At 71.4% G+C, this 26,922-nt stretch carries 28 protein-coding genes; 11 read left to right on the top strand and 17 right to left on the bottom strand.

What is annotated here, in order from left to right; genetic code table 11:
• The first annotated feature begins 175 nt into the window (after positions 1-175).
• Positions 176-1,036, top strand: a complete 861-nt coding sequence (locus OQ02_RS17765; protein WP_033439562.1) for an SDR family NAD(P)-dependent oxidoreductase — start codon at positions 176-178, stop codon at positions 1,034-1,036.
• On the top strand, positions 1,033-2,244 hold the full coding sequence (locus tag OQ02_RS17760) for a cytochrome P450 (protein ID WP_033439561.1): 1,212 nt from the start codon (positions 1,033-1,035) through the stop codon (positions 2,242-2,244). The genes OQ02_RS17765 and OQ02_RS17760 overlap by 4 nt, the downstream gene beginning before the upstream one ends.
• Positions 2,245-2,294: 50 nt before the next feature.
• On the opposite strand, the gene OQ02_RS17755 is transcribed toward OQ02_RS17760, so the two are convergent.
• On the bottom strand, positions 2,295-3,134 hold the full coding sequence (locus OQ02_RS17755) for a spermidine synthase (protein WP_033439560.1): 840 nt from the start codon (positions 3,132-3,134) through the stop codon (positions 2,295-2,297).
• A gap of 671 nt (positions 3,135-3,805) precedes the next feature.
• Here OQ02_RS17755 and OQ02_RS17750 point away from each other — a divergent pair.
• The 4 genes from OQ02_RS17750 to OQ02_RS17735 all read left to right on the top strand — a co-directional run bounded on the left by OQ02_RS17750 (position 3,806) and on the right by OQ02_RS17735 (position 7,722).
• The gene (locus OQ02_RS17750; RefSeq protein ID WP_051772477.1) at positions 3,806-4,774 is read left to right on the top strand and encodes a methyltransferase; all 969 of its coding nucleotides are present in this window, start codon (positions 3,806-3,808) and stop codon (positions 4,772-4,774) included.
• A 27-nt stretch (positions 4,775-4,801) separates the two neighbouring features.
• Positions 4,802-5,731: a phosphotransferase gene (locus OQ02_RS17745; RefSeq protein WP_033439558.1), complete on the top strand. Its 930-nt coding sequence runs from the start codon at positions 4,802-4,804 to the stop codon at positions 5,729-5,731.
• A 186-nt stretch (positions 5,732-5,917) separates the two neighbouring features.
• Positions 5,918-6,436 (top strand): hypothetical protein, encoded by a 519-nt coding sequence (locus OQ02_RS17740; protein WP_033439557.1) that lies wholly within the window; start codon positions 5,918-5,920, stop codon positions 6,434-6,436.
• A gap of 89 nt (positions 6,437-6,525) precedes the next feature.
• Entirely contained in the window at positions 6,526-7,722 is a 1,197-nt protein-coding gene (locus tag OQ02_RS17735; RefSeq protein ID WP_033439556.1) for a S8 family peptidase, read from the top strand.
• A 75-nt stretch (positions 7,723-7,797) separates the two neighbouring features.
• Here the strand turns inward: OQ02_RS17735 and OQ02_RS17730 are convergent, their stop codons facing one another.
• Entirely contained in the window at positions 7,798-9,822 is a 2,025-nt protein-coding gene (locus tag OQ02_RS17730; RefSeq protein ID WP_033439555.1) for a carboxypeptidase-like regulatory domain-containing protein, read from the bottom strand.
• Positions 9,823-9,900: 78 nt separating this feature from the next.
• A complete protein-coding gene (locus OQ02_RS46700) occupies positions 9,901-10,023 on the bottom strand; it encodes a hypothetical protein (protein WP_269321623.1) in 123 nt (40 codons plus the stop codon).
• Between the two features lie 259 nt (positions 10,024-10,282).
• On the opposite strand from OQ02_RS46700, the gene OQ02_RS17725 reads away from it, so the two are divergent.
• Together OQ02_RS17725 and OQ02_RS17720 are read left to right on the top strand one after the other, a co-directional pair.
• A complete protein-coding gene (locus tag OQ02_RS17725) occupies positions 10,283-10,696 on the top strand; it encodes a hypothetical protein (RefSeq protein ID WP_033439554.1) in 414 nt (137 codons plus the stop codon).
• Positions 10,697-10,734: 38 nt separating this feature from the next.
• A complete protein-coding gene (locus OQ02_RS17720; protein ID WP_051772462.1) occupies positions 10,735-11,595 on the top strand; it encodes an alpha/beta fold hydrolase in 861 nt (286 codons plus the stop codon).
• A 12-nt stretch (positions 11,596-11,607) separates the two neighbouring features.
• Here the strand turns inward: OQ02_RS17720 and OQ02_RS17715 are convergent, their stop codons facing one another.
• Positions 11,608-12,834 carry a tetratricopeptide repeat protein gene (locus OQ02_RS17715; RefSeq protein ID WP_081915726.1) on the bottom strand — a complete coding sequence of 409 codons (1,227 nt, stop codon included), beginning with the start codon at positions 12,832-12,834 and terminating at the stop codon, positions 11,608-11,610.
• Between the two features lie 98 nt (positions 12,835-12,932).
• On the opposite strand from OQ02_RS17715, the gene OQ02_RS46695 reads away from it, so the two are divergent.
• Both OQ02_RS46695 and OQ02_RS46690 read left to right on the top strand, forming a co-directional pair.
• Positions 12,933-13,766 (top strand): AAA family ATPase, encoded by an 834-nt coding sequence (locus OQ02_RS46695; protein ID WP_197043382.1) that lies wholly within the window; start codon positions 12,933-12,935, stop codon positions 13,764-13,766.
• A complete protein-coding gene (locus tag OQ02_RS46690) occupies positions 13,751-14,242 on the top strand; it encodes an AAA family ATPase (RefSeq protein WP_197043381.1) in 492 nt (163 codons plus the stop codon). The genes OQ02_RS46695 and OQ02_RS46690 overlap by 16 nt, the downstream gene beginning before the upstream one ends.
• Before the next feature lie 58 nt (positions 14,243-14,300).
• Here the strand turns inward: OQ02_RS46690 and OQ02_RS17705 are convergent, their stop codons facing one another.
• Complete coding sequence (locus tag OQ02_RS17705) at positions 14,301-14,888, bottom strand: TetR/AcrR family transcriptional regulator (protein ID WP_033439552.1); 588 nt, start codon at positions 14,886-14,888, stop codon at positions 14,301-14,303.
• A gap of 122 nt (positions 14,889-15,010) precedes the next feature.
• Here OQ02_RS17705 and OQ02_RS17700 point away from each other — a divergent pair, with 122 nt between their 5' ends.
• Positions 15,011-15,775 (top strand): SDR family oxidoreductase, encoded by a 765-nt coding sequence (locus tag OQ02_RS17700; RefSeq protein WP_231500089.1) that lies wholly within the window; start codon positions 15,011-15,013, stop codon positions 15,773-15,775.
• Positions 15,776-15,811: 36 nt separating this feature from the next.
• On the opposite strand, the gene OQ02_RS17695 is transcribed toward OQ02_RS17700, so the two are convergent.
• From OQ02_RS17695 to OQ02_RS17640, 12 genes are all read right to left on the bottom strand, one after another.
• Positions 15,812-16,987, bottom strand: coding sequence for a PucR family transcriptional regulator (locus OQ02_RS17695; RefSeq protein ID WP_156077115.1), 1,176 nt, complete (start codon positions 16,985-16,987; stop codon positions 15,812-15,814).
• A 268-nt stretch (positions 16,988-17,255) separates the two neighbouring features.
• Entirely contained in the window at positions 17,256-17,453 is a 198-nt protein-coding gene (locus OQ02_RS17690; RefSeq protein WP_156077114.1) for an acyl-CoA carboxylase epsilon subunit, read from the bottom strand.
• Positions 17,453-18,997 (bottom strand): acyl-CoA carboxylase subunit beta, encoded by a 1,545-nt coding sequence (locus OQ02_RS17685; protein ID WP_051772476.1) that lies wholly within the window; start codon positions 18,995-18,997, stop codon positions 17,453-17,455. The genes OQ02_RS17690 and OQ02_RS17685 overlap by 1 nt, the downstream gene beginning before the upstream one ends.
• 41 nt (positions 18,998-19,038) lie before the next feature.
• Complete coding sequence (locus OQ02_RS17680; RefSeq protein WP_051772461.1) at positions 19,039-20,103, bottom strand: beta-ketoacyl synthase N-terminal-like domain-containing protein; 1,065 nt, start codon at positions 20,101-20,103, stop codon at positions 19,039-19,041.
• Positions 20,100-21,281, bottom strand: coding sequence for a beta-ketoacyl-[acyl-carrier-protein] synthase family protein (locus tag OQ02_RS17675; RefSeq protein WP_033439547.1), 1,182 nt, complete (start codon positions 21,279-21,281; stop codon positions 20,100-20,102). Before OQ02_RS17675 ends, OQ02_RS17680 begins: the two co-directional genes overlap by 4 nt.
• On the bottom strand, positions 21,278-22,555 hold the full coding sequence (locus OQ02_RS17670) for an aminotransferase family protein (RefSeq protein ID WP_231500088.1): 1,278 nt from the start codon (positions 22,553-22,555) through the stop codon (positions 21,278-21,280). The genes OQ02_RS17675 and OQ02_RS17670 overlap by 4 nt, the downstream gene beginning before the upstream one ends.
• Before the next feature lie 31 nt (positions 22,556-22,586).
• Entirely contained in the window at positions 22,587-22,850 is a 264-nt protein-coding gene (locus tag OQ02_RS17665; protein ID WP_033439546.1) for an acyl carrier protein, read from the bottom strand.
• A gap of 27 nt (positions 22,851-22,877) precedes the next feature.
• Positions 22,878-23,597, bottom strand: coding sequence for a 2-hydroxychromene-2-carboxylate isomerase (locus OQ02_RS17660; protein WP_033439545.1), 720 nt, complete (start codon positions 23,595-23,597; stop codon positions 22,878-22,880).
• Positions 23,598-23,605: 8 nt separating this feature from the next.
• Positions 23,606-24,358, bottom strand: coding sequence for a 3-oxoacyl-[acyl-carrier-protein] reductase (gene fabG / locus OQ02_RS17655; RefSeq protein WP_231500087.1), 753 nt, complete (start codon positions 24,356-24,358; stop codon positions 23,606-23,608).
• On the bottom strand, positions 24,351-24,842 hold the full coding sequence (locus tag OQ02_RS17650) for a 3-hydroxyacyl-ACP dehydratase FabZ family protein (RefSeq protein WP_033439543.1): 492 nt from the start codon (positions 24,840-24,842) through the stop codon (positions 24,351-24,353). Before OQ02_RS17650 ends, fabG begins: the two co-directional genes overlap by 8 nt.
• Positions 24,839-25,909, bottom strand: coding sequence for a beta-ketoacyl synthase N-terminal-like domain-containing protein (locus OQ02_RS17645; RefSeq protein ID WP_033439542.1), 1,071 nt, complete (start codon positions 25,907-25,909; stop codon positions 24,839-24,841). Before OQ02_RS17645 ends, OQ02_RS17650 begins: the two co-directional genes overlap by 4 nt.
• Positions 25,906-26,904 carry a thioesterase family protein gene (locus OQ02_RS17640; RefSeq protein ID WP_033439541.1) on the bottom strand — a complete coding sequence of 333 codons (999 nt, stop codon included), beginning with the start codon at positions 26,902-26,904 and terminating at the stop codon, positions 25,906-25,908. Before OQ02_RS17640 ends, OQ02_RS17645 begins: the two co-directional genes overlap by 4 nt.
• Positions 26,905-26,922: the final 18 nt, after the last annotated feature.

Raw genomic sequence — 26,922 nt, 5'->3', positions numbered from 1 at the left:
CATCCCCGACGAAGTTTTTTCCAGCGCACTTCTCAGAGCTTGATTATCGCGGACTCCTCCCCTGCGGCCACCGGTCACAGCGCGTGTGTCGGCCGTCACGCCGATGTGCTGTCACAGGAACGAGGTCACCGGTGCCTCATGACCGACAACCCACAACGGCAGAACGGAAGTCATCGTGAGCAAGACCTGGTTCGTCACCGGTTCCTCGCGCGGTCTGGGACGCGAGTTCGTCGAGGCCGCCCTGTCCCGCGGCGACGGGGTGGCCGCGACCGCCCGGAACACCCGAAGTCTCGATGACCTGGTCGCCACCTACGGAGACGCGGTGCTACCGCTCGAAGTGGACGTGACCGACAGGGCCGCAGTCTTCGAGGGCGTCGAGCGCGCGCATGAGCACTTCGGCCGGCTCGACGTCATCGTGAACAACGCGGGCTACGCGCAGATCGGCGCGATCGAGGAGCTGAGCGAGCGGCAACTGCGCGACCAGCTGGAGACCAACCTGTTCGGCGCGTTCTGGGTCATCCAGGCCGTGCTGCCCCATTTGCGCGCGCAGGGATCGGGGCACGTCATCCAGCTGTCCTCGATCGCGGGGCTGCTCTCCATGCCGCTCGGCGGCGCGTACCACGTCTCCAAGTGGGCCGTCGAAGCCCTCAACGACACCCTCTCCCAGGAGGTCGCCGCCTTCGGCGTCAAGGTGACCGTGGTCGAGCCCGCGGGCTTCGCCACCAGGGACGGCAACAACCCCGATCCACTCGCCAACGGTCACATGGCCGAGCCCAACCCCGTCTACGACCCCCTGCGCCGACGCCTCGCCGGGCTTGGCGCGAAGATGCCCGCCGGCGACCCGACCACGGCGGCGCAGGCACTCCTGAAGATCGTCGACTCCGACGACCCGCCCCTGCGCGTGCTCTTCGGCCAGGGATTCCACGAACAGCTCCGGCACGTCTACGCCGACCGGCTCAAGACGTGGGACGACTGGGAGCACCTGTCGATGGAGGCGCACGGCGCACTCGGCCAGAAGAGCGGGAGCCACGCATGACGACGAGCGCTTCCGACCCGCAGTTCCCGGTCGACCGCGACTGCCCGTTCGCCCCTCCCGCCGCCTACGAACGGCTTCGCGAACGGGGACCGATCACCAAGGTCCGCCTCGCGAGCGGTGACGCGTGGCTGGTATCCGGCCACGAGGAAGGCCGTGACGTCCTCGCCGACCGCCGCTTCTCCTCCGACCGGCGCAACGAGGGCTTCCCGATCGTCAACGCCGACGCGGCGACCCTGCGGCAGCTCCGCAGCCGGCCGCCGCTGATGGTCGGCATGGACGGCGCCGAGCACTCCGCCGCCCGGCGTCCGCTGATCAGCGAGTTCACCGTGAAGCGGCTGGCCGAGCTGCGGTCGGGCATCCAGGAGATCGTGGACCGGTTCATCGACGAGGTGCTCGCCACCGACGAGCGCCCGGTCGACCTGGTGCGGGCGCTGTCCCTGCCGGTGCCGTCACTGGTGATCTGCGAGCTGCTCGGCGTGCCCTACGCCGACCACGACTTCTTCCAGAGCCGCACGGCCGTGGCCGTCCGCCGCACCTCCGCGCCGGAGGAGCGCGGGCGCGCCTTCGCCGAACTCCACGAGTACCTGGACGACCTGGTCACCCGCAAGGAGTCCGCACCCGGCGACGACCTGTTGAGCCGGCAGATCACCCGGCGGCGCGAAGACGGCACGTTCGACCACTCGGAACTCGTGAGCACGGCGTTCCTGCTGCTGACCGCCGGTCACGAGACCACCGCGAACATGATCTCGCTCGGCGTGGTCGCCCTCCTCTCGGACCCGGGACAACTGGCCCTGATCAAGGCCGACCCGGGTCGGACGCCCATGGCGGTCGAGGAACTGCTGCGGTACTTCACCATCGCCGACCTGGTGACCACTCGGGTGGCCGTGGAGGACGTGGAGATCGGCGGCGCGACCATCCGCGCCGGCGACGGTGTCATCGTGTCGATGCTGTCGGCCAACTGGGACCCCGCGGTGTTCGAGAACCCCGGCGAACTGGACGTCGGCCGCGGCACCCGCCACCACCTGGCCTTCGGCTTCGGCCCGCACCAGTGCCTCGGCCAGAACCTGGCGCGGATGGAACTCCAGGTCGTCTTCGACACGCTGTTCCGCCGCATCCCCACCCTGCGGCTCGCCACACCGGTCGACGAGCTGTCCTTCAAGGCGGACGCGGTGATCTACGGCGTCGACGAGCTCCCGGTCACCTGGTGATACCCGGTCTCCCCGTGACCCCGCTAAGGGCACCGGCGATCCACAGGTTCCTACCGGTTCCAGCGGGGCACGGGGGTGACCGCATCCGCCGGGTGGTCCACCGTCAGCGGAGGCGCGACACCGCGGAAAGCCGCCAACTGGTCGGCCGTCAGGCAGAACACGCGGTTGCCGGCGGCCTCCGCCCACGCGCTGACGGCCCGGTGGGGCAACTCGCGGTCGGAGGCCGCCAGGACCACGTTGCCCGCGGACTTGCCCAGGAGCATGCCCGGTGAGGCGAGGAGCACGACGTGCGGGAACACCTCGGTGAGGGACGCGACGGCGCGCAGGGCCAGGGTCATGTCCGCCTCGCACCACATGTTGCCCAGGTAGAGGCCGCCGGGGCGGAGGACCCGGGCGATCTCGCGCAGGAACTCGACGGCGGCCAAGTGGACCGCCACCGAGCCCGCACGGGCGACGTCCATGACCACCACGTCGGCGGCGGCGTCGGGGGTGCCTTCGATTCCCGACTCGCCGTCCTCGACGCGCACCCGGAGGTCCGCGATCGCGTCCAGGTCCAAGTGCGAGCGCACGAGGTCGACCAGCGGGCCGTCCAGTTCGTAGACCGTCTGCGGTGAACCCGGTCGGGTCGCGGCCAGGTACCTCGGGATCGTGAAACCACCTCCGCCGACCTGGAGCGCCGACACCTGCTCACCGGCGGGCCAGTGCAGGTCGAGCACCCGGGCGCACCACTCGGAGTAGGACAGGTGCAGGTACGTCGGATCGGCCAGATCCACAAAGGACTGGAGGGTGCCGTCGACCGTGAGCAGCCAACCGGCCGGGCGGTACGGGGCCGGAGCCAGTCGGGCCGTGCCGAAGGCCACCTGCCGGTCGACGGACTCGCGGTGTTCCACCCGGCCACCCTAGACCTCCGGGACGGGTCCGCGCGCACGTCAGTCCTCTTTCGGCTCCACCTTGCCGATCGCCGCGGTGGCCGGCGCCGTCGCGCCGTAGCGGACGACGACCTCCGCGCTCACTTGATCTTCTTCTGCTCGATGAGCAGTGCGTCGTCGGCGCTTTGCTGCGGGTGCTGCTGCGGAAACGGCGAACCCGGACGCGAGTGCTGCCCTGGATGTGGGTGCCGGCCCGGTTGCGAGGGCTGCCCGTACTGCTGTTGCCCTTGCGGAGGAAACCGCGGGTCGTGCGGCGGGAACTGCTGTGGCGCACCGGGGTGCGTCATCGAACCTCCTCACGAAGGCCTTCGCGTAACACTTGTGGATGGACACCCACGCATCGTGGCGACAGCACCGGACAGGCACCGGACAGGCTCTGGGCGGGCTCCGGGCGGGCTCTGGGCAAGCCCGCCCCGACCGCATACCGCGCCCACCCCACGAAGACGCGGTGCGCAGGCGGAAATGCACCGGCGGCTCCCGGGTGCCGAGCGTACGCGGGCGTCGGCCGTCCCGGTGTCCGGTGAACACCCGACAACGAGGTCCCGGCCCGGTCACGAGGCCGATCCCGATTGACAGGCGTGCCACAGTGGATTTCCGTGGACCACGAACGAGGTGTGGACGAAATCCGGCGCATGGCCGGGCTGGCTACTCCGATGGCGTTGCGGGTCGCGGTGACGCTGGGCCTGCCGGACCGCCTGCTCGGTGACGGCGCCGCCGCCGACCGGGTCGCGGCCGAGCTGGACGTCTCACCGGTCGCGCTCACCCTGTTGCTGGGCCACCTCACGACCCTCGGCATCGTCGAACGGACGCCCGCCGGCTACCGGACCACCGAGTTCGGGGCGAACCTCCGCGCCGACGCCGACAACGGCCTGGCCAACCTCCTGCACCTGGAGTCCGCCGCCGGCCGCGCCGAGCTGTCCTTCGTCGAACTCGCCCACAGCATCGCCACCGGCGAAGCGGCCTACCCGCTCCGCTACGGCCAGGACTTCTGGGCCGACCTCACCGAACACCCCCACCTCCGCGAGACGTTCGACCGGCAGATGACCCAGCGGATCCGCGCGCAGCTGCCGCAGGTCGTCGCCGGCTTCGACTGGTCCCGGTTCCGCACCCTCGTCGACGTCGGCGGCGGCCACGGCACCCCGCTCGCCGCGATCCTGACCGCCCACCCCTCGCTGCGCGGCCACCTGGTCGACCTCGAAGCGACCGCCGTCGAAGCCGGGAAGACCTTCAGCGCCAACGGACTGGACGGCCGAGCCGAGGTGACCGCGGGCAGCTTCTTCGACCCGCTCCCGGCAGGGGCGGACGCCTACCTGCTGTTCGACGTCCTCCACGACTGGGACGACGAGCACGCCCACCGCATCCTGGCCCGCTGCGTCGAGGCCGCCGGACCGGCAGGCCGCGTCCTCGTCGTCGAAGCGGTCGGAGGGCTTCACGCCGCCAGCGAGATGGACCTGGTCATGCTCGTGCACTACGGCGGCCGAGAGCGCCGGCTCGAGGAGTTCCGCGCGCTCGCCGCACCGCACGGGTTGGTCCTCGACACCGTGACCACGCTGACCGCCGAGCGCTGCCTCCTCGAATTCCGGTCCGCCACCGAACGCTGAGCCGCCCGCCCGTGGCACAGTCGCCCCATGCCGTTGGACGACCTGCCGGACTGGCTGCCGGGCTGGTGCGCGGACCACCTGGGTGCCGAGCCGGTCGCCGTGCTGTTCGCACTGCGGCAGATGTCGACGGTGTTCGGGCTGCGGTTGGCCGACGCGCGGGACGTCGTGGTGAAGGCGCGGGAGGACGACGGGCGGGCCGCGTCGTGCGTCGCCGCGCAGGCCGAGTTGGCGGAGCGGGGCTTCCCGTGCGCCCGACCGCTCACGCCCGCGGTCCGGGTCGGCGCGTTGGCGGTGCACGCCGAGGAGTCGCGAGCCGGCGGTGATCTGCTGCGCGGCGACTCGCCGGACGTCGCCGTGCGCTACGCGGCGGTGTTCGCCCGGTTGATGGCCGGACTGGCCGACGTGACCGTCCCGCCGCCGCTGCCGAACCCGCGCTGGGCGCGTTGGGACCACACGGGTTCAGGGCTGTGGCCGCCGGTCAGCGTGCTCGACGACCGGGACCAGGACGCCGTGCCCGCGCACGTCGTCGACACGGCCGCACTGGCCCGCAAGCGGCTGCTGGCCGCCGACCTGCCGCGCGTGCTGGGCCACGCCGACTTCGAAGCCCAGAACCTCCGCTGGCACGGCGGGGAGGTGTGGGCCGTGCACGACTGGGACAGCCTGGCGTGGCTGCCGGAGGCCGCGCTGGCGGGTGCGGCGTGCGGGTCGTTCCCCAGCACCACGCCGCCGACCCTCGCCCCGATCGACAGCTCCGCCGCGTTCCTCGCGGCCTACCAGGACTTCCGGGGCCGCCGGTTCACCGCGGAGGAGCGGGAGATCGCGTGGGCCGCCAGCCTGTGGCCGGCGGCGCACAACGCCCGCTGGGAAGCCGTCCACGGCACCACCCCGCTGTGCTGCGACGCCCTCCGCGTCCAGGCCGTCGAACGCCTCCGCCGGGCCAACGCCCGAACCGGCTAGATTCAGTCAACACTGAAGCTATAGTGAGTGACACCTGAAGGTCGACCCATCGCAGTCGGGGCAGGGAAATTCCGCCACTACCGGGTGACAACAGTGGAGGGATATTGCTTCCGGGCCGGATTCGCGAGCACTCTGCTGTGACCATCACCCCCTGACTCAGCAACCAATCCCGAAAGGGTGAGATCAATGGCGGACCCCTCCAGATCACCGTCCGAGAACGACCAGCCGTTCACCCCCGATGGCCCTCCCCTCCCCCTGCCCGACGGCGTGGTGGCGGCGGCAGACCCCAACACCTGGTACCGCCTCAAGGCCAACTACCTCGGTGAGTCCGGAGAGGACCTGGTCGGGTACCTGAGCCCCCTCGGACCCAATGCGAGCCAGTCGTTCTGGGACTACATCGTCATGATCGGCTACGCGGAGGCCGCGTGCCAGTTCCAGTTGCAGGACGTGGACAGCCGGGGCTGGGCGAAGTGGTTGATCAAAGAGGACGGGAACCACCTGTGCCTCAAGGCAACGGGCTGGTACTACCGGGCGTCGGCGTACACGGCGCGGTTCGCCGTCGTGGACGGCAAGTTGTACAACGACTACTGGAGCGGCCCCGCCGGAGCGGTCTACCGCAGTGCGCTGGTCTCCGCCGGCTACTACGTCGGCCAGGGCCTGGGTGACCGGGTGACGTTGACGAACTGCGAGCTCGTCGCCGTCTGAGACGGCGGATATCGCCTGAACGGCGCAACGGATCGGGCGCCGGGCAATGAGAACATCGTTGCCCCTGCACCTGCCCCTTCAGGAGTGCCATGCGCCGCCTACTCGGCAAGTCGCTGATCGCAGCCACCCTGTTCGCCGCCGTCCTCCCTGCCGCCGCCAACGCCGACACCCGGACCAGCGGGTACATCGTCCTGCTGGACGGCGGTGTCGAAGCCGCCTCCGTGTCGGCCGACCACGGCACCGCCGTGAACCACGTCTACTCCAGCGCCCTGCGCGGCTACTCGGCGAAGATGACCGCCACCGCCGCGGCCCGCCTTGCCCGGGACCCGCGGGTGGTGCTGGTCCAGCCTGACGGCGTCGCGAGCACCACCGCGCAGACCACGCCGACCGGCGTCAACCGGGTCGACGCCGAACTGAGCGCGACCGCCGCCATCGACGGCACCGACCAGCGGGTGGCCGTGGACGTCGCGGTGATCGACACCGGCGTCGACCTCGACCACCCCGACCTCAACGTGCACACCGCCGGCGCGAAGAACTGCTCCAGCGGTCGCAGCGCCGACGACGGCAACGGCCACGGCACCCACGTCGCCGGCACGATCGGCGCGCTGGACAACGGTGACGGCGTCGTCGGTGTCGCGCCCGGCGCCCGGATCTGGCCGGTCCGGGTGCTCAACAACCAGGGCAGCGGCACCTGGTCCGACATCATCTGCGGCATCGACTACGTGACGGCGCACGCCGACGAGATCGAGGTCGCCAACATGAGCCTCGGCGGGTCCGGCAGCGACAGCGCCTGCGGCAGCAACAAGGACGCGCTGCACGAGGCGATCTGCCGCTCGGTCGCGGCGGGCGTCACCTACGTCGTGGCCGCCGGCAACAGCGCGGCGGACTCGGCGACCTTCGTGCCCGCCGCGTACGACGAGGTGATCACGGTCAGCGCGCTGGCCGACTTCAACGGCCTGGCGGGCGGCGGTGCGGCGGCCACCTGCCGGACCGACGTCGACGACACGTTCGCGGACTTCTCCAACTACGGCGCGGACGTCGACCTCATCGCGCCCGGTGTCTGCGTCCTGTCCACCTGGAAGGGCGGCGGCTACAACACGATCTCGGGCACGTCGATGGCCAGCCCGCACGTCGCCGGTGGCGCGGCGCTCTACGTGGCCACGCACGCGACCGCGTCGCCCGACACGGTGAAGTCCGCCCTCCGAGCGGCCGGCACCGGCACCTGGAGCACGGCCACCGACCCGGACGCCACGCACGAACCGCTGCTCAACGTCGCTTCTTTCTGACCACGGCGTCCTGACGACGACAGCGTTCCGACAACCACGGAGGGGGACGGCCACCCGGCCGTCCCCCTCCGGCCGTCAGGGGTTGACCTCCCAGTGGAAGTGGGTGGTGTGGCCGCCGATGTTGCGGATCACCGCGGTGGCCGCGCGACCGTCGGCGAGCGTGACGTTCGCGATGGCCTGGGCGAACGCGCTCCCGGCCGCGAAGGTCACGTACACCGAGCGGATGTCGGTGCCGTGCGCGTTGAGCTGGTCGATGATCGTCGCGGCGGTCGTGGCGTCACGGTTGTTGTAGCCGGTGAACCAGCCGTCGGCGCTGGTGCCGACGCGGTGCGAGGCGTGCGGCGCGAACGGTCCGCCGTTCATGTTCGAGAAGTCGCCCCACGTCTGGCCCGCGCCGTCGATGAACGCGCGCACCGTGGGCAGCGCCCAGTCGTCGCCGCCGACCGCACCGTCCCGACCGCCGTAGCGGTTGGCGCCGGTGAACCGCACGAGCTTGGTCGCGGTGCCGGCGTCCTTCTCGGCCGTCTCCCCGCTGGACGACGTGGCCCGCACGCGGAGCGTCAACTGGCCGTTGGCGGCCTGGTCGACCGCGTCGAGCAGGCCGGCAGGCACCTCGAACAGCAACTGGTTGGTCGTGATCTTGTTCTCCTCGTCGTCGCCGAACGCGGTCACCAGCGCGGGCCGGACGGCGGCGGCGAGGGTGCCGCGCACGGTCGTGCCGCCCTCCACCACCTCCAGGACCAGCTCGGTCAGCGACTCGTCCTTGGGCCCCTGCACGGTGATCGTGCCGTGCACGCGGGTCTGACCACCGAAGTACGCGTGGTCGGACGCGCTGAGGAACTGGAGGGCCTGGTTGTCGATGTCCCGCAGCTGGACCTGGCTGATGGTCAGCTTCTTCTCCTCGACCACGTCCACCACGACCCGCGAGCCGAACAGCCCGTCGGCGACGTTCGCGACGGCGAGGTCCACCCGCACGGTGTCGCCCTGCGGGTCCACCGGCAGCTCGGACTCGCTCCAGCCGGTCGCGCCGCCGCCGTCGAACGCGGCCAGGCCGAGGCCGTTCATGCTGTTGCCGTTGGAGACCGCGCCGGAGGCCTGGGACGACCGCACGGCCACGTTGTAGAAGTCGTTGAACTCGCTGCCGAACCACCCTCCGGGCACCTCACTGGTGATGAACCGGTACCGCACGGTCACGCTCTTGACCCCGGCCTCGACGTCGAAGGTCCGCGAGATCGACTGCTGCCCCTCGCCCGCGGTGTCCAGGGCGAGGTCGAAGTCGGCGGCCTCGGCCGACAGCCCGGCGGGAGCCGATCCGGTGATGGCGGCGGTGGCCTGCGCCGACGCCTCCTCGGTGCGCGCCCCGTTCGGCTGGGTGGCGGCGGTGAACCCGGACGGCGAGCCCTCGACGTGCGGGATCACCGAGACCGGCGCGGTGCCGGTCTCCCACCCCGCCGTGCCCTGCGAGAAGTCGTTGTTGTCCACCGCGCTCGGCGCCCCGATGCCGAGCAGCCGCAGCACGACGGTGCCGTCGAACACGCTCGTCGGCTGGGTGGCGAACCGGTTGCCGGCGGCGTTCGCGATCACGTTGTACGAGCGGTTGGGCAGGTTCGGGAACGCACCGCGGCCCGCCGCGTCGGTCACGAGGGTCGCCGACACGTCCGGGTCGTCGGACAGCTTGGCCACCACGGACGCGCCCTCCACGGGCGCGCCGTTCGCGTCGAGCACGAGGACCGGCACCATGTGGTTGCCGACCCAGAGCACGAAGTCCGCCTCGATCGCGTAGCCGTGCACGTCCAGCGCGGACAGCGCGAGCTCGTGGCGGCCGGCACCGAGACCGCCTGTGACGGTGATGGTGTCGGCGGTCAGGGCGAGTGACGAGAAGGGCAACGGGAGGCCGTTGTCGTACACGACGACGGATTCGGTCGTCTGGTCGAGCGTGGGGCAGCTCAGGCGGAGCGTGATCGGCGCGCCGGCGGCGGTGAAGCCGTTCTCACTCGCGCCTTCCAGCACCGCGACGGCCTCGGAGACGTACTCGGGCTCCTCCGCCGGCTCGGTGCCCGGCGGGATCTCCTGGACCGGCGGCGGCGCGGCGCACGGCACGCCGTCCTCGCACGACCCGAGCCGGTCGCCGTGTCGCAGGTGCGCCTCGACGGCGGGCGCCGGCAGGGTGAGCGTCTTCTAGGCCGGGGTGCCCGGCGAGTGGCACAGGGTGACCCGGTCGAGTGGGCCGGCATCCGCCGGTGGGACGCCGCCGACGGCGGCGGCCAGTAACAGCACGACGAAGGTGGTGAACCGTCTCATGGGCTCTCCTGACGAAGGCGGACAGCGCCCGATTGGGGTGCAGACCCTGTTTCGCTCACCCCCGCCGGTTTCGTTACCCACCGCACAAATAGGTAATCAGCCCGGCGGAAAGCGTTGCTTTTCAACGCTTTCGCGGCCGTGCGGACGAGTTCGGGGCTGGGCCGACCGGACGCCCGCAGCCGGGACGACGGTCACAGCGCGGTAACGGTTGGGTGACCCGGGGCGCGGGTACTTCGGCCGCCCATGTTTGCTGTGCGCCATGAACACGAAGGTCACGTCCGTGCTGCTGGCACTGGGCTGCGCCGCGTCCCTGGTGGCGTGCTCCAGCAACGACGACAAGTTCGTCGAGGAGTTGAAGGCGGCGGGCTTCGGCACCATCGGCGAGCCGCGCAGCGAGTCCGAGAAGAAGAGCAAGAAGATCGGCAAGCGGACGGTCAAGTCGTCGCAGAAGGTGCTGGAGGTGACGGTCCGGGTCAAGGGTTGCGACCTCGAGTTCGAGAAGGTGTCCGGCCAGTCCGGCTACTGGCTCGACGAGCTGCACGTCAACGGCCAGGAGCCGGACTGGCCCGGTTACCCGGAGAACCTGAAGCAGCAGGACGTGGTGGCCTTGCTCGCGGGCAACCAGCCCAAGCCCGCCGGCTTCGACACCTGCTACAAGCCCGACCAGGCCTAGCCCGACCGGGCTCCTGGACTCGACCGGGTTGGAGACCCATGCGAGACGTCACGACCACCGCGTCGGAACACTTCGTGACGGCCAACGGCATCGAGCTCTGCCATGAGACCTTCGGCGACCCGCGGCACCCCGTGCTGCTGCTGGTCATGGGCATGGGGTTCCAGCTCGTGCACTGGCCCGACGAGTTCTGCGTGCGGCTCGCCGAGCGCGGTTTCCACGTCGTCCGGTTCGACAACCGCGACGCCGGGCGCTCGACCCACCTGCCAGGAGCCGCCTACTCGTTGGCCGACATGGCGGCCGACGCCATCGGGCTCCTCGACGCGCTCGGCGTCGCCCGCGCCCACGTGGTCGGAGCGTCGATGGGCGGGATGATCGCCCAGGTCATGGCCGCGCTCCACCCGGCACGGGTCCGGAGCCTGGCGTCGCTGATGTCCACCACCGGCCGCCGCGGCAAGGGCCGCACCTCGCTGCGGTTGATCCGGCACGTGCTGGCCCGGGGCGCCCGCACCGAGCAGGAGGCCGTCGAGCGGCGGGTGCGGGTGTTCGAGGCCATCGGCTCGCCCGGCTTCGAGCAGGACCTTGAGGAGATCAGGCGGGCCACCGCGCTCTCGTTCCGCCGCGACCCCGACCACCGCGGCGGACGGCGGCGGCAGCACAAGGCCGTGCGGGCGGCGGGAGACCGCACCGCTCAACTCGCGTTGATCACGGCTCCGACGGTGGTGATCCACGGGACCGCGGACCGCATGTGCCACCACTCCGGCGGCGAGGCGACCGCAGCCGCGATCAGCGGCGCGCGACTCCTGCTCGTCCCGGGCATGGGACACGACCTCCCGCCCGGCGCGTGGGCGACAATCCTCGACGCGATCGTCGAGAACACCCGCCGCGCCGACCGGGGGTGACCGGCCGGCGGATCAGGAGAAGACGGTGAACCAGGTGGCCGCGATGCCGCTCAGGAACACGGCCGTCACGGCGACGGTCAAGCCACCGATGCCGCCCACCGCCCCGGCGAACGCGATCACGGCGACGACGGCCGCCACCCCGGCGCCGATGGCCAGGATCTTGCGGCGGTCCGCCCGGATGGTGTGCGCGGAGCCGATGGCCATCGCCCACAGGCACAAGCCGAGGGCCAGCGTCAGCAACCGCGCCGGACCGGTGTCCACCCCGACGGCGAGCACCCCGAGGGCCGCCGCCGCGAACCCGAGGAAGGCGTAGGTCGACAACCGCGCCGTGCGGTTCAGCAGGTGGCGTTCGCGGCTGAGCAGCAGCACGCAGTTCATCAGCGGTTCGAGGCTCCAGCTGAGCACGACGGCCGCGATCACCACCACGAGCAGCACGCTCGCCCACGCCTGACCCTCGAACGGCCGCAGCACGCGGGTCAGGATGAACGGCAGGAACAGCACCAGCAGGCGCATGCCGGTCGGCAGCGTCTTCAGCCACATGCCGTACCGCAACATGAGGCCGTAGAGCGGGTTGCGGGACTTGAGCGCGACGGACAGGCCCTCACGGGCGTCCGAATCGGTGGGCGACAGGCGCAGGGCGGTGCGGTGCGCCTGGACCGCCGTTTCACCGCCGCCGCGGCGCAGCGCCAGCAGACCCCGGATGCGGTGGGCGTCGACGTTCTCCGGGTCGAGGCGCAGCGCCTCGTCCACCGCGGCATCGGCGTCCTCGAACCGGTGCGACTCGAAGAGCACGGCGGCCTGCACCGCGGCGGCGTCGGCGTCCTCCGGGTCGAGGGCGCGCGCCCGGTCGATGCTGACGAGCGCGTCGGCCGGCCGGTCCTGCGCCAACAGCACGTAGGCCTGCTGGACGTACAGCACCGAAGCCTCCGGCGCCAGGGCCAGCGCGTGCCGCACCGCCTCCTCGGCCTCGGGCAGGCGCTTCAGCCCGGCGAGCGACGCGGCGAGGGTGGAGTAGGCCATCACGTGCTCAGGGGCCGCGCCGACCGCCGCGCGGCTGACGTCGTGCGCCTCCTGGTAGCGCTGCTGGCGCAGGAGGGCCTGGGCCAGCAACGCGTGCAGCGTGGGTTCACCGGGAGCCGCGGCCAGCGCGGTGCGGAACTGCTCCTCCGCCTCCCGCGCCCGGCCGAGGTCGAGCAGCGCCTGACCACGCTGCACCGCAACACCAGCAGTCTCGTCCATCCCCCACCCCGGCTGCGCCGTACTCGTCCGGCATACCGTAGAGACAGGGGAAGTCGCTGGTCAAAGTAAGGAGAATACGATCGGGTACCGTTCCGCGCGTGACGCATGACCCGGTGATCGAGGCACTGCTCGGCGCGCTGACCGCGGATCCCGCCAACCACCCGGTGCGGGCGCACGTCGCCCGCCTGCTGCTGGACGCGGGCCGCCCGGACGAAGCGCTGGCCAACGCCACCGCGGTGCTCGGCGCCGTGCCGGACCACGTCGAGGCGCTGCGCACCGCCGCCGCCGCGGCGAGCGCCCTCGGCGACGAGGCCAGGGCTGCGTCCTACGGCCGGCTCGCGGACGCCCTGGACCCGGCGGACCCGCCGCCCGCCGCGAAGCCCGCCACGCCCCAGCCCGTCACGCCTCAGCCCGTCACGCCGACACCTGCTTCGGTGGCGCCGCACACCGCGGCGAGCGCCGTGCCGGACACGGCCGACGAGATCTTCCAGCAGTGGTCCGAGAGCGAGCCCCTCGCGGAACCCGCCATCGGCACGCTCGGGCAGGCCGGGCTCACGCTGGCGGACGTCGGCGGCCTCGCGGACGTGAAGAAGCGCCTGGACCTGTCGTTCCTGACGCCGTTGCGCAACCCCGAGCTGCGAATGGAGTTCGGCAAGTCCCTGCGCGGCGGTCTGCTGCTGTGGGGACCTCCCGGCTGCGGCAAGACGTTCATCGCCCGCGCGCTGGCGGGTGAGCTGGGCGCGAGCTTCTACGAGATCGGCCTCAGCGACGTCCTGGACATGTGGATCGGCAGCAGCGAGCGGAACCTGCGCAGCATCTTCGACACCGCCCGCCGCAACCGGCCCTGCCTGCTGTTCTTCGACGAGATGGACGCGTTGGGCCAGAAGCGGTCGAGTTGCGCGGCGGCGGGTCGTCCATGCGCGGTGTCGTGAACCAGATGCTGTCCGAGCTCGACGGCGCGAGCACCGACAACGAGGGCCTGTTCGTCCTGGCCGCGAGCAACCACCCGTGGGACATCGACTCGGCGTTGCTGCGCCCCGGCCGGTTCGACCGGACCGTGCTGGTGCTGCCGCCGGACGTCGAGGCCCGGGAGGCGATCCTGCGGCTGCACCTGCGCGGCCGTCCGACCGAGCGCCTGGACCTGGGGAAGATCGCCAAGGGGACCGACGGCATGTCCGGCGCGGACCTGGCGCTGATCTGCGAGCAGGCGACGGAGACGGCCATGGAGGCGTCCATGGCGTCCGGCCGGGTGCAGCCGATCACCCAGCGCCACCTCCAGGAGGCGGCGAAGTCCGTGCGGCCGAGCATCGGCGAGTGGATGGAAACGGCCCGGAACTACGCGATGTACGGCAACGACGCGGGCGCGTACGACGAACTGGCGGCGTACCTGAAGAAGCGCCGCCGCTGAGCGCGTCCCCACGGGGAGCGGCCGGCACAACCGGGTCGTGCCCGACGTCCGGCGCTCCTCAGGAGGGCCAGGCGCGGAGGGCCAGTTCGACCATGCGGTGCAGTTGCTCGCGGCTCACGCCGTCGGCGGCCTGCACCGAGATGCCCTGCGCGATCACGGCCACGAACTTGGCCAGGTCGCCCGCGTCCACGTCCCCGGGCAGGTCGCCCTCGGCCTGTGCCCGTTCGAAGCGGACCCGCAGGCCGACTTCCCCGGTCCGGCGCCAGTCGGCCAGCTGCTGACGGGCCGGCTCGGAAGCCTCGCCCATGGCCAGGCCGCCCTGGAGGCTCAGGCACCCCTGCGGGCAGTCGGGCTGGGTCGACACGTCGGCGGCGCCGCGCAGCATGTGCTCGGCCACGGCCCGCGCGGTCGGCTGGAGCAGGGCGTCGCGCACGTGGGCGGCCTGCTCGTCCGTGTAGCGCTCGACCGCCTTGCGGAACAGGGATTCCTTGTTGCCGAAGGCCGCGTACAGGCTCGGGCGGTTGATGCCCATCGCGGCGGTCAGGTCCGACAGGGCCGCGCCCTCGTAACCGCGCTGCCAGAACACGCGCAGGGCGCGGTCCAGGGCCTCGTCGGCGTCGAACTCACGGGGACGTCCACCGGCCATCGCACGGTCACCTCGATTCTGAACTCATCAGTACGGTACTCCGCCCGCCGGCCGTGACCACCGCCACAAAGTTCTTGACCGATCGGTACAGAACTTGGATTCTGTACCGCATGGTAAATAACTTGGCGGGACGACGTGCGGTGGTCACGGGCGGCACGCGGGGCATCGGCGAGGCGATCGTGCGCAAGCTGACCGAGGCGGGAGCGGTCGTGCTGACCACCGCCCGATCCGCCGGCGCCACCGAACTGCCGCCGGGCGTGCTCTTCACGACGTCGGACGTCGCCGACCCGGACTCCGCGCGGCGACTGGCGGACGAGGCGACCCGGCGGCTCGGCGGGGTGGACATCCTGGTGAACAACGCGGGCGGCGGCGAGGCGAAGCCGGGCGGCTACCTCGACATCGACGACAAGACCTGGCAGGAAGTGCTGGAGGCGAACCTGCTCGGCGCGGTCCGGCTCGACCGCGCGCTCGTGCCCGCGATGGTCGAGCGCGGCTCCGGTGTGGTCGTCCACATCTCGTCCTCGTCGGCGCACGTCCCGGTCGGGGCGCTGCTGCACTACTCGGCCGCCAAGGGCGCGCTTTCCACCTATAGCAAGGGATTGGCGGAGGAGGTGGCGGCGAAGGGCGTGCGGGTCAACCGGGTCTCCCCCGGCATGACGGAGACCTCGGCGGTGGCCGGGGTGATCGACGGCATCGCCGCGGCCACCGGCGCCGACCGGGACGACGCCCGCGCCGCGTTGATCCGGTCGATCGGCGGCATCCCGGTCGGCCGCACCGGCACGCCGGAGGACATCGCCAACCTGGTGGCGTTCCTGGTGTCGGACGAGGCGTCCTGGATCACCGGCGCCGATTACGTCATCGACGGCGGCATGCTGAAGGCCGCGTAGACCACGGGGTCCACAAAGGACGCTCCGTGAGCTCGATCAGCTCGCGCGCTGGCCCGGCAGCTCCTCCGGTTTCGCGCGCTGGACGGGCAACTCCTCCGGCAAGGACTCCGGCAGGGGGCGCTCGGCTTCGAGCTGGTGCGCCGCGAGGGCGAGTTGGAACGCCTTGATGCCGCGGCTGCTGAGCGGGTCCACACCGGTGACCGTCGCGATCTTCTGCAACCGGTAGGACAGCGTGCGGCGGTGGATGCCCAGCCTCGTGGCGGTGCGGCTGCGGTCGAGGTCGGTCTGGTAGAGCTGGTGCAGCGTCGTGATCAGGTCGCACTGGTCCATGATCGGCTCGATCACCTGGCTGACGTCCTGGCGCAGCAACCCGTCCTCGGCGAGGACCTGCTCCATCCGGAGCGTCTCGGGCCGGACGACACCCGACAGCTGGAGCGCCGAGGCGAGGACCGAGGCGCGTTCGGCGTCGGCCACCGCCGCCGGGATGCCCTGCGGCTCGGCCGCCCTGGCCAGGACGATCACCGACGAGACACCGCTGAGCTGGGCGCAGCGCCGCGCCTGCGCCTCCGTCCGCGCCCACATGTCCGGGGCGTCGGCGGTCGGGAACAGGGCGATGGACCCGCGTTCGGTCTGGTTGACGAGCACGTCGCGGGGGAACGCGTCGGTGGCCACGGTCCGCGCCGGGACCGCCATGACGAGGTACGCGGGGCAGAGCGCCAGCCCGGCGTTCACCGCCAGGTCCGCGCGGGGAGTGCCGGCGAGGAGGGATTCGAGGAACGCCTGGCGGGCGACCTCGACCCTCCCGTCGGACTTCACCGACAGGAAGTACCCGTCCCGCAACGCTTGCAGGCAGCTGTCGGCCAGTTTCCCGTTCCACGCCGTGTAGGCGACGAGTTCGGTGTGGTCACCGGGCTCGGCCACCCGCCAGTACCCGGTCACCAGTGCCGTGTACCCGATCTCGATGCCACGCAGGACGTGCCCGAGGGGCAGGCCGTTGGCGACGGCGTCCTGGGCGAGTTCGACGTGGATGTTCCAGTCCTGGTCCGGCAACGAGGCGGCGCCCGACCAGACGTCCAGCCCCGCTTCCATGACGGTGCGGGCGCTGGAGACCCACAGCCGCCTGCTGACCGGGCCGGCCGACGTCAGCGGCCCATTGCCTTCAAGTATGCCATCGGACAGATCTTCGAGGATCTCGACGTGGGCGGCGCGCATGCGCTTCACCAGCGAGGGCCTGGCCAGCAATGGTCCACGAATCTCAGCATTACTCATCGGTTGGTCCTATCCCCCAGAGACGACGACCGAACCCTCCCGACAGTCAAGCGCACGGGATCGGGCAGGGCAAGCCGACGATTACTGGGTTGAATGCGGACCCGGCACTTCTCCTATCCCACCCCTCCCCGGACAGCTTTGTGAGATATCCTCTTTTTCCGGATTTCCGAACACAAATCCGATCACGCCGCGTCCGGACCCGTCCGGACTCTCACGGTGACCAAGTGCGCGCGGCCCAGGACCGGGGCGGCGCGTAGCGACCCGCGGCCGTCCAGGGTGCGGGGACGCGCGTCGTTGGCGGCGGTGCGGGCACGTCCCGGACGGCCGCCAGGGCCGCGACCAGCGCGGCCAACTCCTCGTCGGTGGGTGCTCCGCGCAGCAGCACCACGTCCGCTTTGACGTGGTCCATCACATCGGTGGGTTGCCGTGCTTGCGCGCGGGCAGGTCCACGCGCTTGGACCGGAGCATGGCCAGCGCGGATATCAGTGCCACCCTGGTGTGAGCCGGGTCGATGACGTCGTCCACCAGCCCGCGCTCGGCCGCGTAGTACGGGTGCATCAGCTCCTGGCGGTATTCCTTGATCCGCTGCGCGCGCAGGGCGGCCGGGTCGTCCGAGGCCGCGATCTCCCGGCGGAACACCACGTTCGCCGCGCCTTCGGCGCCCATGACGGCGATTTCGTTGGTGGGCCAGGCGAGCGACAGGTCGGCGCCGATCGAACGGGAGTCCATCACGATGTAAGCCCCGCCGTAGGCCTTCCGCAGGATCAACTGCACTCGCGGCACCGTGGCGCAACAATAGGCGTACAGGAGTTTCGCGCCGTGCCGGATGATCCCGTCGTGCTCCTGCCCGCGGCCGGGCAGAAATCCCGGGACGTCCACCAGCGTGATCAAGGGGATGCTGAACGCGTCACAGGTCTGCACGAATCGCGCGGCTTTCTCGGACGCGTGAATGTCGAGCACCCCGGCGAGCACCGCGGGTTGGTTGGCGATGATTCCCACGACATTGCCGTCGAGCCTGGCGAGCGCGCAGACCACGTTCGAGGCCCAATTCGCGTGCACCTCCAGGAAGTCGCCGTCGTCGACCACCTCGCCGATGACCTCCCGGATGTCGTAGGCGCGGGTGGGATCGGCGGGCACGAGGTCGAGCAGGACGTCGTTCCGCCGGTCCGGGTCGTCACCGGGCTCGACCACGGGCGGGAGTTCGCGGTTGTTGGAGGGCAGCAGCGAGAGGAGGTGGCGGACCTCCTCGAAGCACTCGGCTTCCGTGTCGAACACGAAGGTCGCCGCACCGGAGATGCCGGTGTGCACGTCCGCGCCGCCGAGGGCTTCGTGGGTGATCTCCTCGCCGGTGACGGCCTGCACCACGTCCGGGCCGGTGATGTACATCTGGGAGATGTCGCGGACCATGAACACGAAGTCGGTCAACGCGGGCGAGTAGGTGGCACCGCCGGCGCACGGGCCGAGGATGACGCTGATCTGCGGGATGACACCCGAGGCACGCGCGTTGCGGCGGAAGATGCCGCCGTAGCCGGCCAGCGCGCAGACGCCCTCCTGGATGCGGGCGCCCGCGCCGTCGCTGAGGCTGACGATCGGCGCGCCCGCCGCTTCCGCCAGGTCCATCACCTTGTGGATCTTCGCGGCGTGCGCCTCGCCGAGGGAGCCGCCGAAGATCCGGAAGTCGTGGGCGTAGACGAAGACCGTCCGGCCGTCCACCGTGCCCCAGCCGGTGACGACGCCGTCCGTGGCCGGCGTGCGGTCCTCCAGGCCGAAACCGGTCGCCCGGTGCTTGCGGAACTGGTCGACCTCGCGGAAGGAACCGGGGTCGAAGAGCAGGTCGATGCGCTCACGGGCGGTCAGCTTGCCGCGGGCGTGCTGGGCTTGGGTCGCCTCCGGCGAGGGGCCTGCGGCGGCGGCTTCGCGCATCGCGGCGAGTTCGCCGACCAGGGCGGCCATGCCCCGTACCGGTGCGTGCGCGGTGGGCGGGATGACTGCGGTCACGGATTTCCTCCCGAAGCAGGGCGGGCGGGAACGACCATGGTCACGGCGACTGTCCCCAGCGCGTTCGCGCACACCACCGCCGTGCTCGGGCCACCCGAGCGGAGGATGTCGGCGACGTCGAGGAGGGGGCTCAGGCAGCCCGGCCCGACGGTGCGGCTGCGGGCGCCGGGGAGGGCTCGGGCCACCACGTCGGTGACCGGTGAGGAATCGCCGAGGAGTCGGACGGGTGTGTCCGCGGAGACGCCGTGTGCGGCGAGCACGGTGCGCAGCCGGTCGACCTCGCCGTCCGCGTCGCGTGCTGCGAGCGAGGGCGGGACGAACAGCGATGAGGACGCCAAGGTCCCGTAGACCCGCGCGCCGCGGACAGCCGCACGGGAGGCCGGTTCGACGATCAGCACCGCCGCGCCGTCGTCGGCGGCGGCTGCTGCTGGAAGGGCGGCTCCGGGCACGGCGGCTGCCAACGGGCCAAGGTCCGACAGGCCGGTCTCGGGCGGGGCAGCAGCCGACAAGCCATCTGGCAGCCCAGGGTGGGCCGTGTCGGGCGGGGTCTCGGTGGCGCCGAGGACGAGCCAGTCGACGTCTCCGTCACGCACCACGCGGAACCCGTGCTGCACCGTCTCCACCCCGGCCGTCGCGGGGCTGTGCAGGGCCAGGGTGAACCCCCGCCAGCCGTGCTCGATGCCCAGGCGCGCCAGGAACAGGTTCACCGAGAAGTACGGCACCGTGGCGGGCCGCAGGAACCGGATGCCGGTGTTCGCGACCTCCCGGTCGATGTCGGCGTGCAACTGCGAGGCGCAGTTGTTCGAACCCAGCACCACGCCGCACCGGTCGTCCGGCCCGTCCGACTCCAGCCGGGCGTCCACCAATGCCCGCTTCGCCGCCGCCAACAGGTACTGCGCCGCACGCGGAACGTATTTGTAGCCCTGTGCGCTCAATTCGGTCCGGTAGTCGAACCAGTCCGGAGCGGCTTCGGCGGGCGGTGCGCACACGCCGACACCGGTGACGACGAGTTCGCGCACCGGGTCGCCGACCGGCAGCGGGGAAAGGGCGTGGGTCGTCACGGTCGGTCCTCCGCGGGGGCCAGGACTAAGCAGATGTTGTGGCCACCGAATGCGAACGCGTTGACGAGAGCGTGGCTCCCGCGCACCGCGACCTCTTCCGAAGGAACCCAAACCGGACAATCCGGATCCGATTCCTTCACGGCGATGTTCGGCGGAACGATTCCGTGCCGCAGCACCGCCAATGCCGCGACGGCGGACAGCAGACCCGAAGCAGCACCGGTGTGGCCGAGGGCGGCTTTCGTGCTGTAGACCGGGACATCGCCCAGCCGACTGCCCAGCACGGCACCCAGAGCGGTGGATTCGGTGACGTCGCTCAACGGCGTCCCCGTCGCGTGGGGCACCACGACACCCACGTCGTCGGCACGGACATCCGCCCGTTCGATCGCACGGCGCATGGCCGCGGTGATCCGCTCACCGCTGGGGTCCGGCGCGGTGGCGTGGTGTGCGTCGCACGTCCAGCCGTGGCCCGCCACCACGCCCAGGACGGGAACGCCCCGGCCGCGCGCACGCTCGGTGGACTCCAGCACGACCGCACCGGCTCCCTCGGCGAGGCTCGTGCCCGCCCGGTTCCGGTCGAACGGCCGGCACCCTTCCGGGTCGAGCGCGCCGAGTCGGTTGAAGCTCGCGGTGATCAGCCGGGAGGCGGTCTCCACCCCCGCGGCGACCACGACGTCCGCCGTGCCGTCCGCGATCATCCCGGCACCGAGGGCCATCGCGTAGGCACCGCCCGCGCAGGCGTTCGAGAGGTCCAGGGCGGCCTGGCGTGCGCCGAGCCGATCGGCGATCACGGCGGCCGACCGGTGCGTGGGCGGCCAGTGCGCCGGCGCGGCCTCACCCCCGCGCCACCGCTCCGCCTGCTCGACGTCACCGACACCGCCGGCCACGATGACCGCCATCCGAACCGCGTCGGCATCGGTCAACCGCGCCTGCGCGACGGCCTGGCTCACCGCCGTCCAGGCCGCGTGGGTCGAGCGCCCGGCGGAAGGAAGCTGCTCACGGGCCCGGTCCAACAACGGGTCGGCGATCCGCCGCCACAGCCCCGGGCCGCACTCGGGACCGATCCCCGGTGCGGGCTCCGGCACGGGTTCCCGCCGCTCGGTCATGGCCTGCCACAGGTCCGCCGGATCGGCGCACACCGCCGACAACGCACCCGTGCCGGTGACCACGACGGCGCTCATCCCGACGCTCCGTCACTGCGGGGATCGGGGATGTGCGGCTCGACCAGGGTGTCGAGCGCGGCGGACAGGCCGGCGGCGATGCGGGCGACGTCCGCACCCGTGGCGACGAACGCCGGTGAGACCTGCAACGCGCCCGCCCCCATCGCCCTGGTGCTCACGCCGTGGGCACGCGCGGCGCGCACGGCGTCCTGCGCGGACGCGGCGTTCTTGAGCTGCACGCCCGCCAGAGCGCCTACGCCGCAACGGACTTCGGTCACGGCGGGGTGCGCGGCCAGGCGACCGACGTGCTCCACGATCACGCCCTCCAACGACGCGGCCGAGCGGATCAGGTCCTCCCGCTCGATCAGGTCGAGGTTGGCCAGGGCGACCGCGGCGCACATGGCGTGGCCGGAGTAGGTGTAGCCGTGCCGCCACCACACCCCGCCTCCCGGCTGGAAGAACGGTTCGCTGACCCGCGGTCCCACGAGCACCGCGCCCATCGGGGCGTAGCCGGACGTGAGCCCCTTGGCCGTGACGATCATGTCCGGTTCCAGCCCGAACCGGCCGCTGGCGAACCAGTGGCCGAGCCGTCCGTAGCCGGTGACAACCTCGTCCGCGATGAACAGGACGTCGTACTGCCGGCAGATGCGGCGCACCTCGGCCAGGTAACCGGGCGGTGGTGGCATCACGCCACCCGCCCCGATCACCGGCTCGCAGATGAACGCCGCCACCCGCTCCGGGGTGAGCCGCTCGATCGCCGCGACCAGGTCGGCCGGGTCGTCCCACGTCACGGTCGCGGTGTCCGGGAACAGCGTCCCGTGGTCCGCCTTGTTCGACGGCAGCCCCGACAGCGACGTACCCGCGGCGTGCATGCCGTGGTAGCCGAACCCGCGGCCGATGACGTGGGTCCGGTCCGGCTTGCCCAGCTCGTGCCAGTAGCGGCGGGCGAGCTTGACCGCCGTCTCGACCGAGTCCGACCCGCCGCTGGTGAAGAACACCTTCGTGTCGGCCATCGGCGAGATGTCCGCCAGCCGCTCCGCGAGTTCGAGGGTCGGCCGGGTCGCGACGTCGCCGAAGGTGGAGTACGCGGCCAGCTTGCGCATCTGCCTGGCCGCGGCGTCGGCGAGTTCGGCCCGGCCGTGGCCGACGTTCGCGAACCACAGCCCGGCGGTGGCATCCAGGTAGCGGTTGCCGTCCACGTCGGTGATCCAGACCCCGTCACCGGAGTCCACCACGAACTCGCCCGCTTTTTCGACCGCGGCCATGTCGGCGAAGGGATGCCAGAGGTGGTTCACGTTTCTCCCCGGTGGTGTGGTCGGTGGAAGGTCAGCGGCCTGCCAGCTTGCCGTCGAGCAGGCGGAGGACGTCGCGCATGCGCACCACGTCCGACACCTCGTTCGACTCGATCTTGATCTGGTAGTGGCGCTCGAGCGAGACCGCCAGTTCGAGCGACAGCAGCGAGTCGACGCCCAGGTCCTCGACGAAGTGCGCGTCGTCGGTGATCTTCTCGATCGGGAGGTCCAGCACGTCGGCGACGAGCTCGCGCAGCTCGGCCGCGTCGATGGTGGGAGTGGCGGTGGAGTCGGTCATCTCATGTCCTTTCGGGGAGGTCGGCGGTCAGCCGCAGCCACCGGCGTGGCCGTGGTCGGCGCCGGGGACGCTGAATTCGGGGAAGTCCAGGTACTCGGCGTCCCAGGCCTGCTCGACCTCGGAGTACACGTCGCCGCGCACGTCCGCGACGAAGGCGCGCAGCCGGTCGACGCCGAAGAACTTGTTGCGGCCGTTGATGAAGAAGGGGACGCCGAACATCCCGTCCTTCGCGCAGCGGACCAGGGTGTCCAGGCCGCGCTGACGCATCTCCGGGTCGTCCGAGGCGTTGGCGGCCTTGTCCGCGTCGATACCGAGGTCCGTCGCGATGGCGTGGATGACCGACCGGTCGCTGACGTCCAGGTTCTGCTCCCAGCGGGCCGAGTAGACCCGGTCGCAGTACTGCCGGCCGACGCCCGCGTCCTCGGCGACGAACCAGCCGAAGTGGGCGACCTCCCACACCGGGTTGCGGTCCACCGGCCACGTCATCTTCCAGCCGCGCGCCGCGGCCATCCGGGCCGTGTCCTGGAGGATGTAGAAGTTCTTGGCCCGCGCCATGGCCACCACGGCCAGGTCGACGCCCGCTTCGCCGAGCATCCCGGTGCTCTGCTCGTCCGGCTCGAAGAACGGGATCCACTCGATGGCGTCGGCGACGTCGGGGTACTTCTCGACCAGGTCGCGGTAGGCGAACCACGAGTAGGGACTCCTCAGGGAGAAGTACCAGCGCGGTCGCTTGGGTGCCTTGCTCATGTCGCTCCTCAGATGCTGATGCCGCCGTCGATCTGGAAGACGCCGCCGGTGATGTAGGCCGCGCGGTCGGAGGTCAGGAACGAGACCAGGTCGGCCACCTCGTCGGCCGTGCCCACCCGCTTCAGCGGGATGTTGCCGAGCATCTTGTCCAGCACCTTGGGGTCGACCGCGGCCGTCATGTCGGTCTCGATGAAGCCGGGCGCCACCACGTTGACCCGGATGTTGGCCCGGCCCAACTCCTTGGCCAGCGACTTCGACAGGCCGATGATGCCCGCCTTGGACGCGGCGTAGTTGGACTGCGTGGCGTTGCCGTACACGCCGGCCACCGACGACAGGTTCACGATGGAGCCGCGCTTGCGCTTCATCATCTCGAAGACGACGGCGCGGCAGACGTTGTAGACCCCGTCGAGGTTGACGCTGATCACGTCGTTCCACTCGTGGTCCTTCATCAGCAGCAGCGGGTTGTCGCGGGTGATGCCCGCCGACGTCACCACCGCGGTGATCGGGCCGAGGGTCGACTCGGTGTCCGCCACGGCCGAGCGCACCGACGCCGCGTCGGCGACGTCCGCGCGGATCGCCAGCGCGGTGCGGCCGAGCTCGGCGACCTCCTTCTCCACCGCGGTCGCCGCGTCGGCGTTCGAGGCGTAGCAGAAGGCGACGTCGAAGCCGTCCTCGGCGAGCCGGCGGACCACTGCCCGCCCGATACCGCGCGAACCGCCGCTGACGAACGCGACCGGAGCACTTGCTTGCATGTCAGGCATGGCTCTCTTCCTTGCCGACAGCCTGCGGGCGCAACACACTCGCGGGCTGAAACATCATGATGATCTGGTCCACGGTCATCACCGTCGTGCCGTCGACGACCGTCCGCCCGCCGGCGACCACCGAATCGCCGATCACCCTGCCGATGGTCACGTGGTGCTCCATCACCTGGCCGGCTGTCACCTGCCCGTGGAACTCCACGCCCGAGGCCGAGCCGAAGAGCATGACGGTGCCGCTCAGCACATCGGGGTTCGGCGACTCCTTGGTCACCAGCACCCCGGCCGTCTGCGCCCACGACTCCAGTACCAACGCCTGCGGGTACGCGTCGTCGACGGGCGCGCCGGTCGCGGCGAACCACGGTTCGGTCGCCACCACCTGGCGGACGGCGCGGATGCTCTCACCGTCGACGCACTCGTCGACGCGGTCGACCAGCAGCATGGGCGGGCGGTGCGGGAGGACGGCGCGGATGCCGTCGGCGTCGATCACGAGGGTTCTCCGATCCTCAGAAGCGCGGCGGCGTGCAGGCCGTCCGGGTCGACCGCGAGGATCAGCACCGGTCTGCCCGCGCCGCCTTCGCGGTGTGCGGTCGCCAGCACCGACGCGATCTGGAACACCGCCGTCACCGCGCCGGCATCGCCCCACGGTGACTCCAGCGGGAAGCGCGTCGGGGTGGCCGAGCCGAGGGCGGTGTCCAGCGCTTGCGTCTCGACCAGCCGGTCCTCGGCGGTGCGGGGAACCGTGCTGACCGCCCACAGCTCCTCCGGCGCGACACCACCGGCGTTCAGGGTCCTGGTGACGCAGCCGGCGATGCGGTCCGCCGCGTCCTCGGGTCCGTGCACCCCGGACTCCACGGCCAGGACTTCGGCCAGGACGTCCTCCGGCGCCACCGCGAGGGCGTGCTCCACCATCAGGACGGCGGCGCCCTCGCCGAGCCGGACGGGCTCGTCGGCGGCCGGTCGCCCGCGTTCCTCCAGCAGCTGCCGCTGCGGGCTGAACTCCTCCACCGCGCCGCACAGCACCGCCGACGCCCGGCCGGCGTCGAGCAGTCGGCGCGAGTACCGCAGCCCCAGCAGACCGGCGGCGCGGCCACCCGCCAGCGTCGTGTTGGGGCCCTTGACCTGCTGCCAGATGGCACTCTGGCCGGCCGGGCAGTTCATGATCGCGTTCGGGACGCGCGCGGCCTCGACGTAGAACGGCTTCTCCCCGGTGAGGGAGTCGCGGGTGATCTGCATCGCCGACGCCGCGCTGCCCATCGTCGTCCCCAGCACGATCGCGCCGGTGGGGCCCGTGGCGCGCTCGCGCCGGTCGGGGACGGAGTCGAGCAGGTCGCGCACGGCCACCACGGCCAGGGCGGTCGCCCGGTCCATGGCGCGGGTGCCCCGCCGCCCCAACGCCTGCTTCACGTCGAAGCCCGGGACCAGCAGGGGGCGCGCCTCCGCGCCCGGCTCCCCGGCGGGGGTGGCGGGAAGGCCGAGGACACCGTCGCGGAAGGCGGCGGTGTCCCCGCCGAACGGTGACAGGGCCGACCAGGCCGTGATGACCGGCGCGCTCATGCCTGGCTGGGTGCGGACGAGAAGGCGGTCACGACGCGCTCGTCCCAGGGGACCATGACGGCCTCCTTGCCGTTCTCCACCATCACGTAGCAGTGCGTGATCTCGCCGGTGGCGGTCTGGACGAGCTTGCCGTCGCGGACGACGTAGCAGTCCATCGTCGCCGTGTAGAGCATGTTCTTGAAGATGTCCTTGACGGAGTAGACGATGTAGAGGTCCTCTTCCATGAGGACTTCGTCCATGATCGTCACGGAGTTCGCGGACACCGCCGGGATCCAGTTGCGCTCGGTGAGCATGCCGCCGATCGAGCAGCCCCGCGCCTCGACGAAGCGGTACTTCGCCTCTTCCATCAGCCGCAGGTAGGCCGACATCTGCAGGCGCTCGAAGAAGTGGATGTAGGGGTAGGGGACCTTGAAGCGCCAGGCGTAGGCGTTGCGGCCCTCGACCAGCTTGCGGCTGACCGGGTCGTCGTCGCTGGACGCGCCGGACATGAGCGGGGCGCCGGCGTCGGTGATCGCGTCGCCCGGCTCGGAGCCGCCGATGCGGTCGACCACGAAGCGGTCCAGGCCCTCGGGCAGCGGGGCGCGCTTCGTCATGCGGCGCTCGTCCTCGTCCCGGCGGAACTGCACCTGCACCTTGGACCGGACCGCGCGCTTGGGCGCGCCGTCGCGCTGGACCGTCAGCTCCACGGAGAAGGAGGCGACGTTCCCGGACTCGCCGGTCGTGGGCGTGACCACGGCGTCGACGTCGTCGTCGACCAGCAGCGCGGCGCTGAGCTTGGTCTTCACGTCGATGATGTCGAAGCCGACGCCGCTGCTCTCGTAGAGCGCGCCGACCGCGAGGCCGCAGCGGCGGAAGTGCTCGATGACCGCCTTCTCCACGAGGTAGTTCACGTGCTTGAAGCCGATGATGGTGCCGATGTTGGCGCCCTCGTAGCCTGGCGTGTAGGTGACGCTCGTCGTCTCCGACAGCAGCGTCTTGACCGCGATGCTGGTCATCTCGGTTCTCGTCTCCGT

It is taken from the genome of Saccharothrix sp. NRRL B-16314, from assembly GCF_000716595.1.
Classification (GTDB): domain Bacteria; phylum Actinomycetota; class Actinomycetes; order Mycobacteriales; family Pseudonocardiaceae; genus Actinosynnema.
This window is presented reverse-complemented; position numbering and strand designations above follow the sequence as displayed.

What these genes read in the sequence shown, in the direction of transcription:
- OQ02_RS17760 (WP_033439561.1), top strand. Translation starts at nt 1,033, where the DNA reads ATGACGACGAGCGCTTCCGACCCGCAGTTCCCGGTCGACCGCGACTGC.
- OQ02_RS17750 (WP_051772477.1), top strand. Translation starts at nt 3,806, where the DNA reads ATGGCCGGGCTGGCTACTCCGATGGCGTTGCGGGTCGCGGTGACGCTG.
- OQ02_RS17745 (WP_033439558.1), top strand. Translation starts at nt 4,802, where the DNA reads ATGCCGTTGGACGACCTGCCGGACTGGCTGCCGGGCTGGTGCGCGGAC.
- OQ02_RS17740 (WP_033439557.1), top strand. Translation starts at nt 5,918, where the DNA reads ATGGCGGACCCCTCCAGATCACCGTCCGAGAACGACCAGCCGTTCACC.
- OQ02_RS17735 (WP_033439556.1), top strand. Translation starts at nt 6,526, where the DNA reads ATGCGCCGCCTACTCGGCAAGTCGCTGATCGCAGCCACCCTGTTCGCC.
- OQ02_RS46700 (WP_269321623.1), bottom strand. Translation starts at nt 10,023, where the DNA reads ATGAGACGGTTCACCACCTTCGTCGTGCTGTTACTGGCCGCCGCCGTC.
- OQ02_RS17725 (WP_033439554.1), top strand. Translation starts at nt 10,283, where the DNA reads ATGAACACGAAGGTCACGTCCGTGCTGCTGGCACTGGGCTGCGCCGCG.
- OQ02_RS17720 (WP_051772462.1), top strand. Translation starts at nt 10,735, where the DNA reads ATGCGAGACGTCACGACCACCGCGTCGGAACACTTCGTGACGGCCAAC.
- OQ02_RS17715 (WP_081915726.1), bottom strand. Translation starts at nt 12,834, where the DNA reads ATGGACGAGACTGCTGGTGTTGCGGTGCAGCGTGGTCAGGCGCTGCTC.
- OQ02_RS46690 (WP_197043381.1), top strand. Translation starts at nt 13,751, where the DNA reads ATGCGCGGTGTCGTGAACCAGATGCTGTCCGAGCTCGACGGCGCGAGC.
- OQ02_RS17705 (WP_033439552.1), bottom strand. Translation starts at nt 14,888, where the DNA reads ATGGCCGGTGGACGTCCCCGTGAGTTCGACGCCGACGAGGCCCTGGAC.
- OQ02_RS17695 (WP_156077115.1), bottom strand. Translation starts at nt 16,987, where the DNA reads ATGCGCGCCGCCCACGTCGAGATCCTCGAAGATCTGTCCGATGGCATA.
- OQ02_RS17690 (WP_156077114.1), bottom strand. Translation starts at nt 17,453, where the DNA reads ATGGACCACGTCAAAGCGGACGTGGTGCTGCTGCGCGGAGCACCCACC.
- OQ02_RS17685 (WP_051772476.1), bottom strand. Translation starts at nt 18,997, where the DNA reads ATGGCCGCCCTGGTCGGCGAACTCGCCGCGATGCGCGAAGCCGCCGCC.
- OQ02_RS17675 (WP_033439547.1), bottom strand. Translation starts at nt 21,281, where the DNA reads ATGAGCGCCGTCGTGGTCACCGGCACGGGTGCGTTGTCGGCGGTGTGC.
- OQ02_RS17665 (WP_033439546.1), bottom strand. Translation starts at nt 22,850, where the DNA reads ATGACCGACTCCACCGCCACTCCCACCATCGACGCGGCCGAGCTGCGC.
- OQ02_RS17660 (WP_033439545.1), bottom strand. Translation starts at nt 23,597, where the DNA reads ATGAGCAAGGCACCCAAGCGACCGCGCTGGTACTTCTCCCTGAGGAGT.
- fabG (WP_231500087.1), bottom strand. Translation starts at nt 24,358, where the DNA reads ATGCCTGACATGCAAGCAAGTGCTCCGGTCGCGTTCGTCAGCGGCGGT.
- OQ02_RS17645 (WP_033439542.1), bottom strand. Translation starts at nt 25,909, where the DNA reads ATGAGCGCGCCGGTCATCACGGCCTGGTCGGCCCTGTCACCGTTCGGC.
- OQ02_RS17640 (WP_033439541.1), bottom strand. Translation starts at nt 26,904, where the DNA reads ATGACCAGCATCGCGGTCAAGACGCTGCTGTCGGAGACGACGAGCGTC.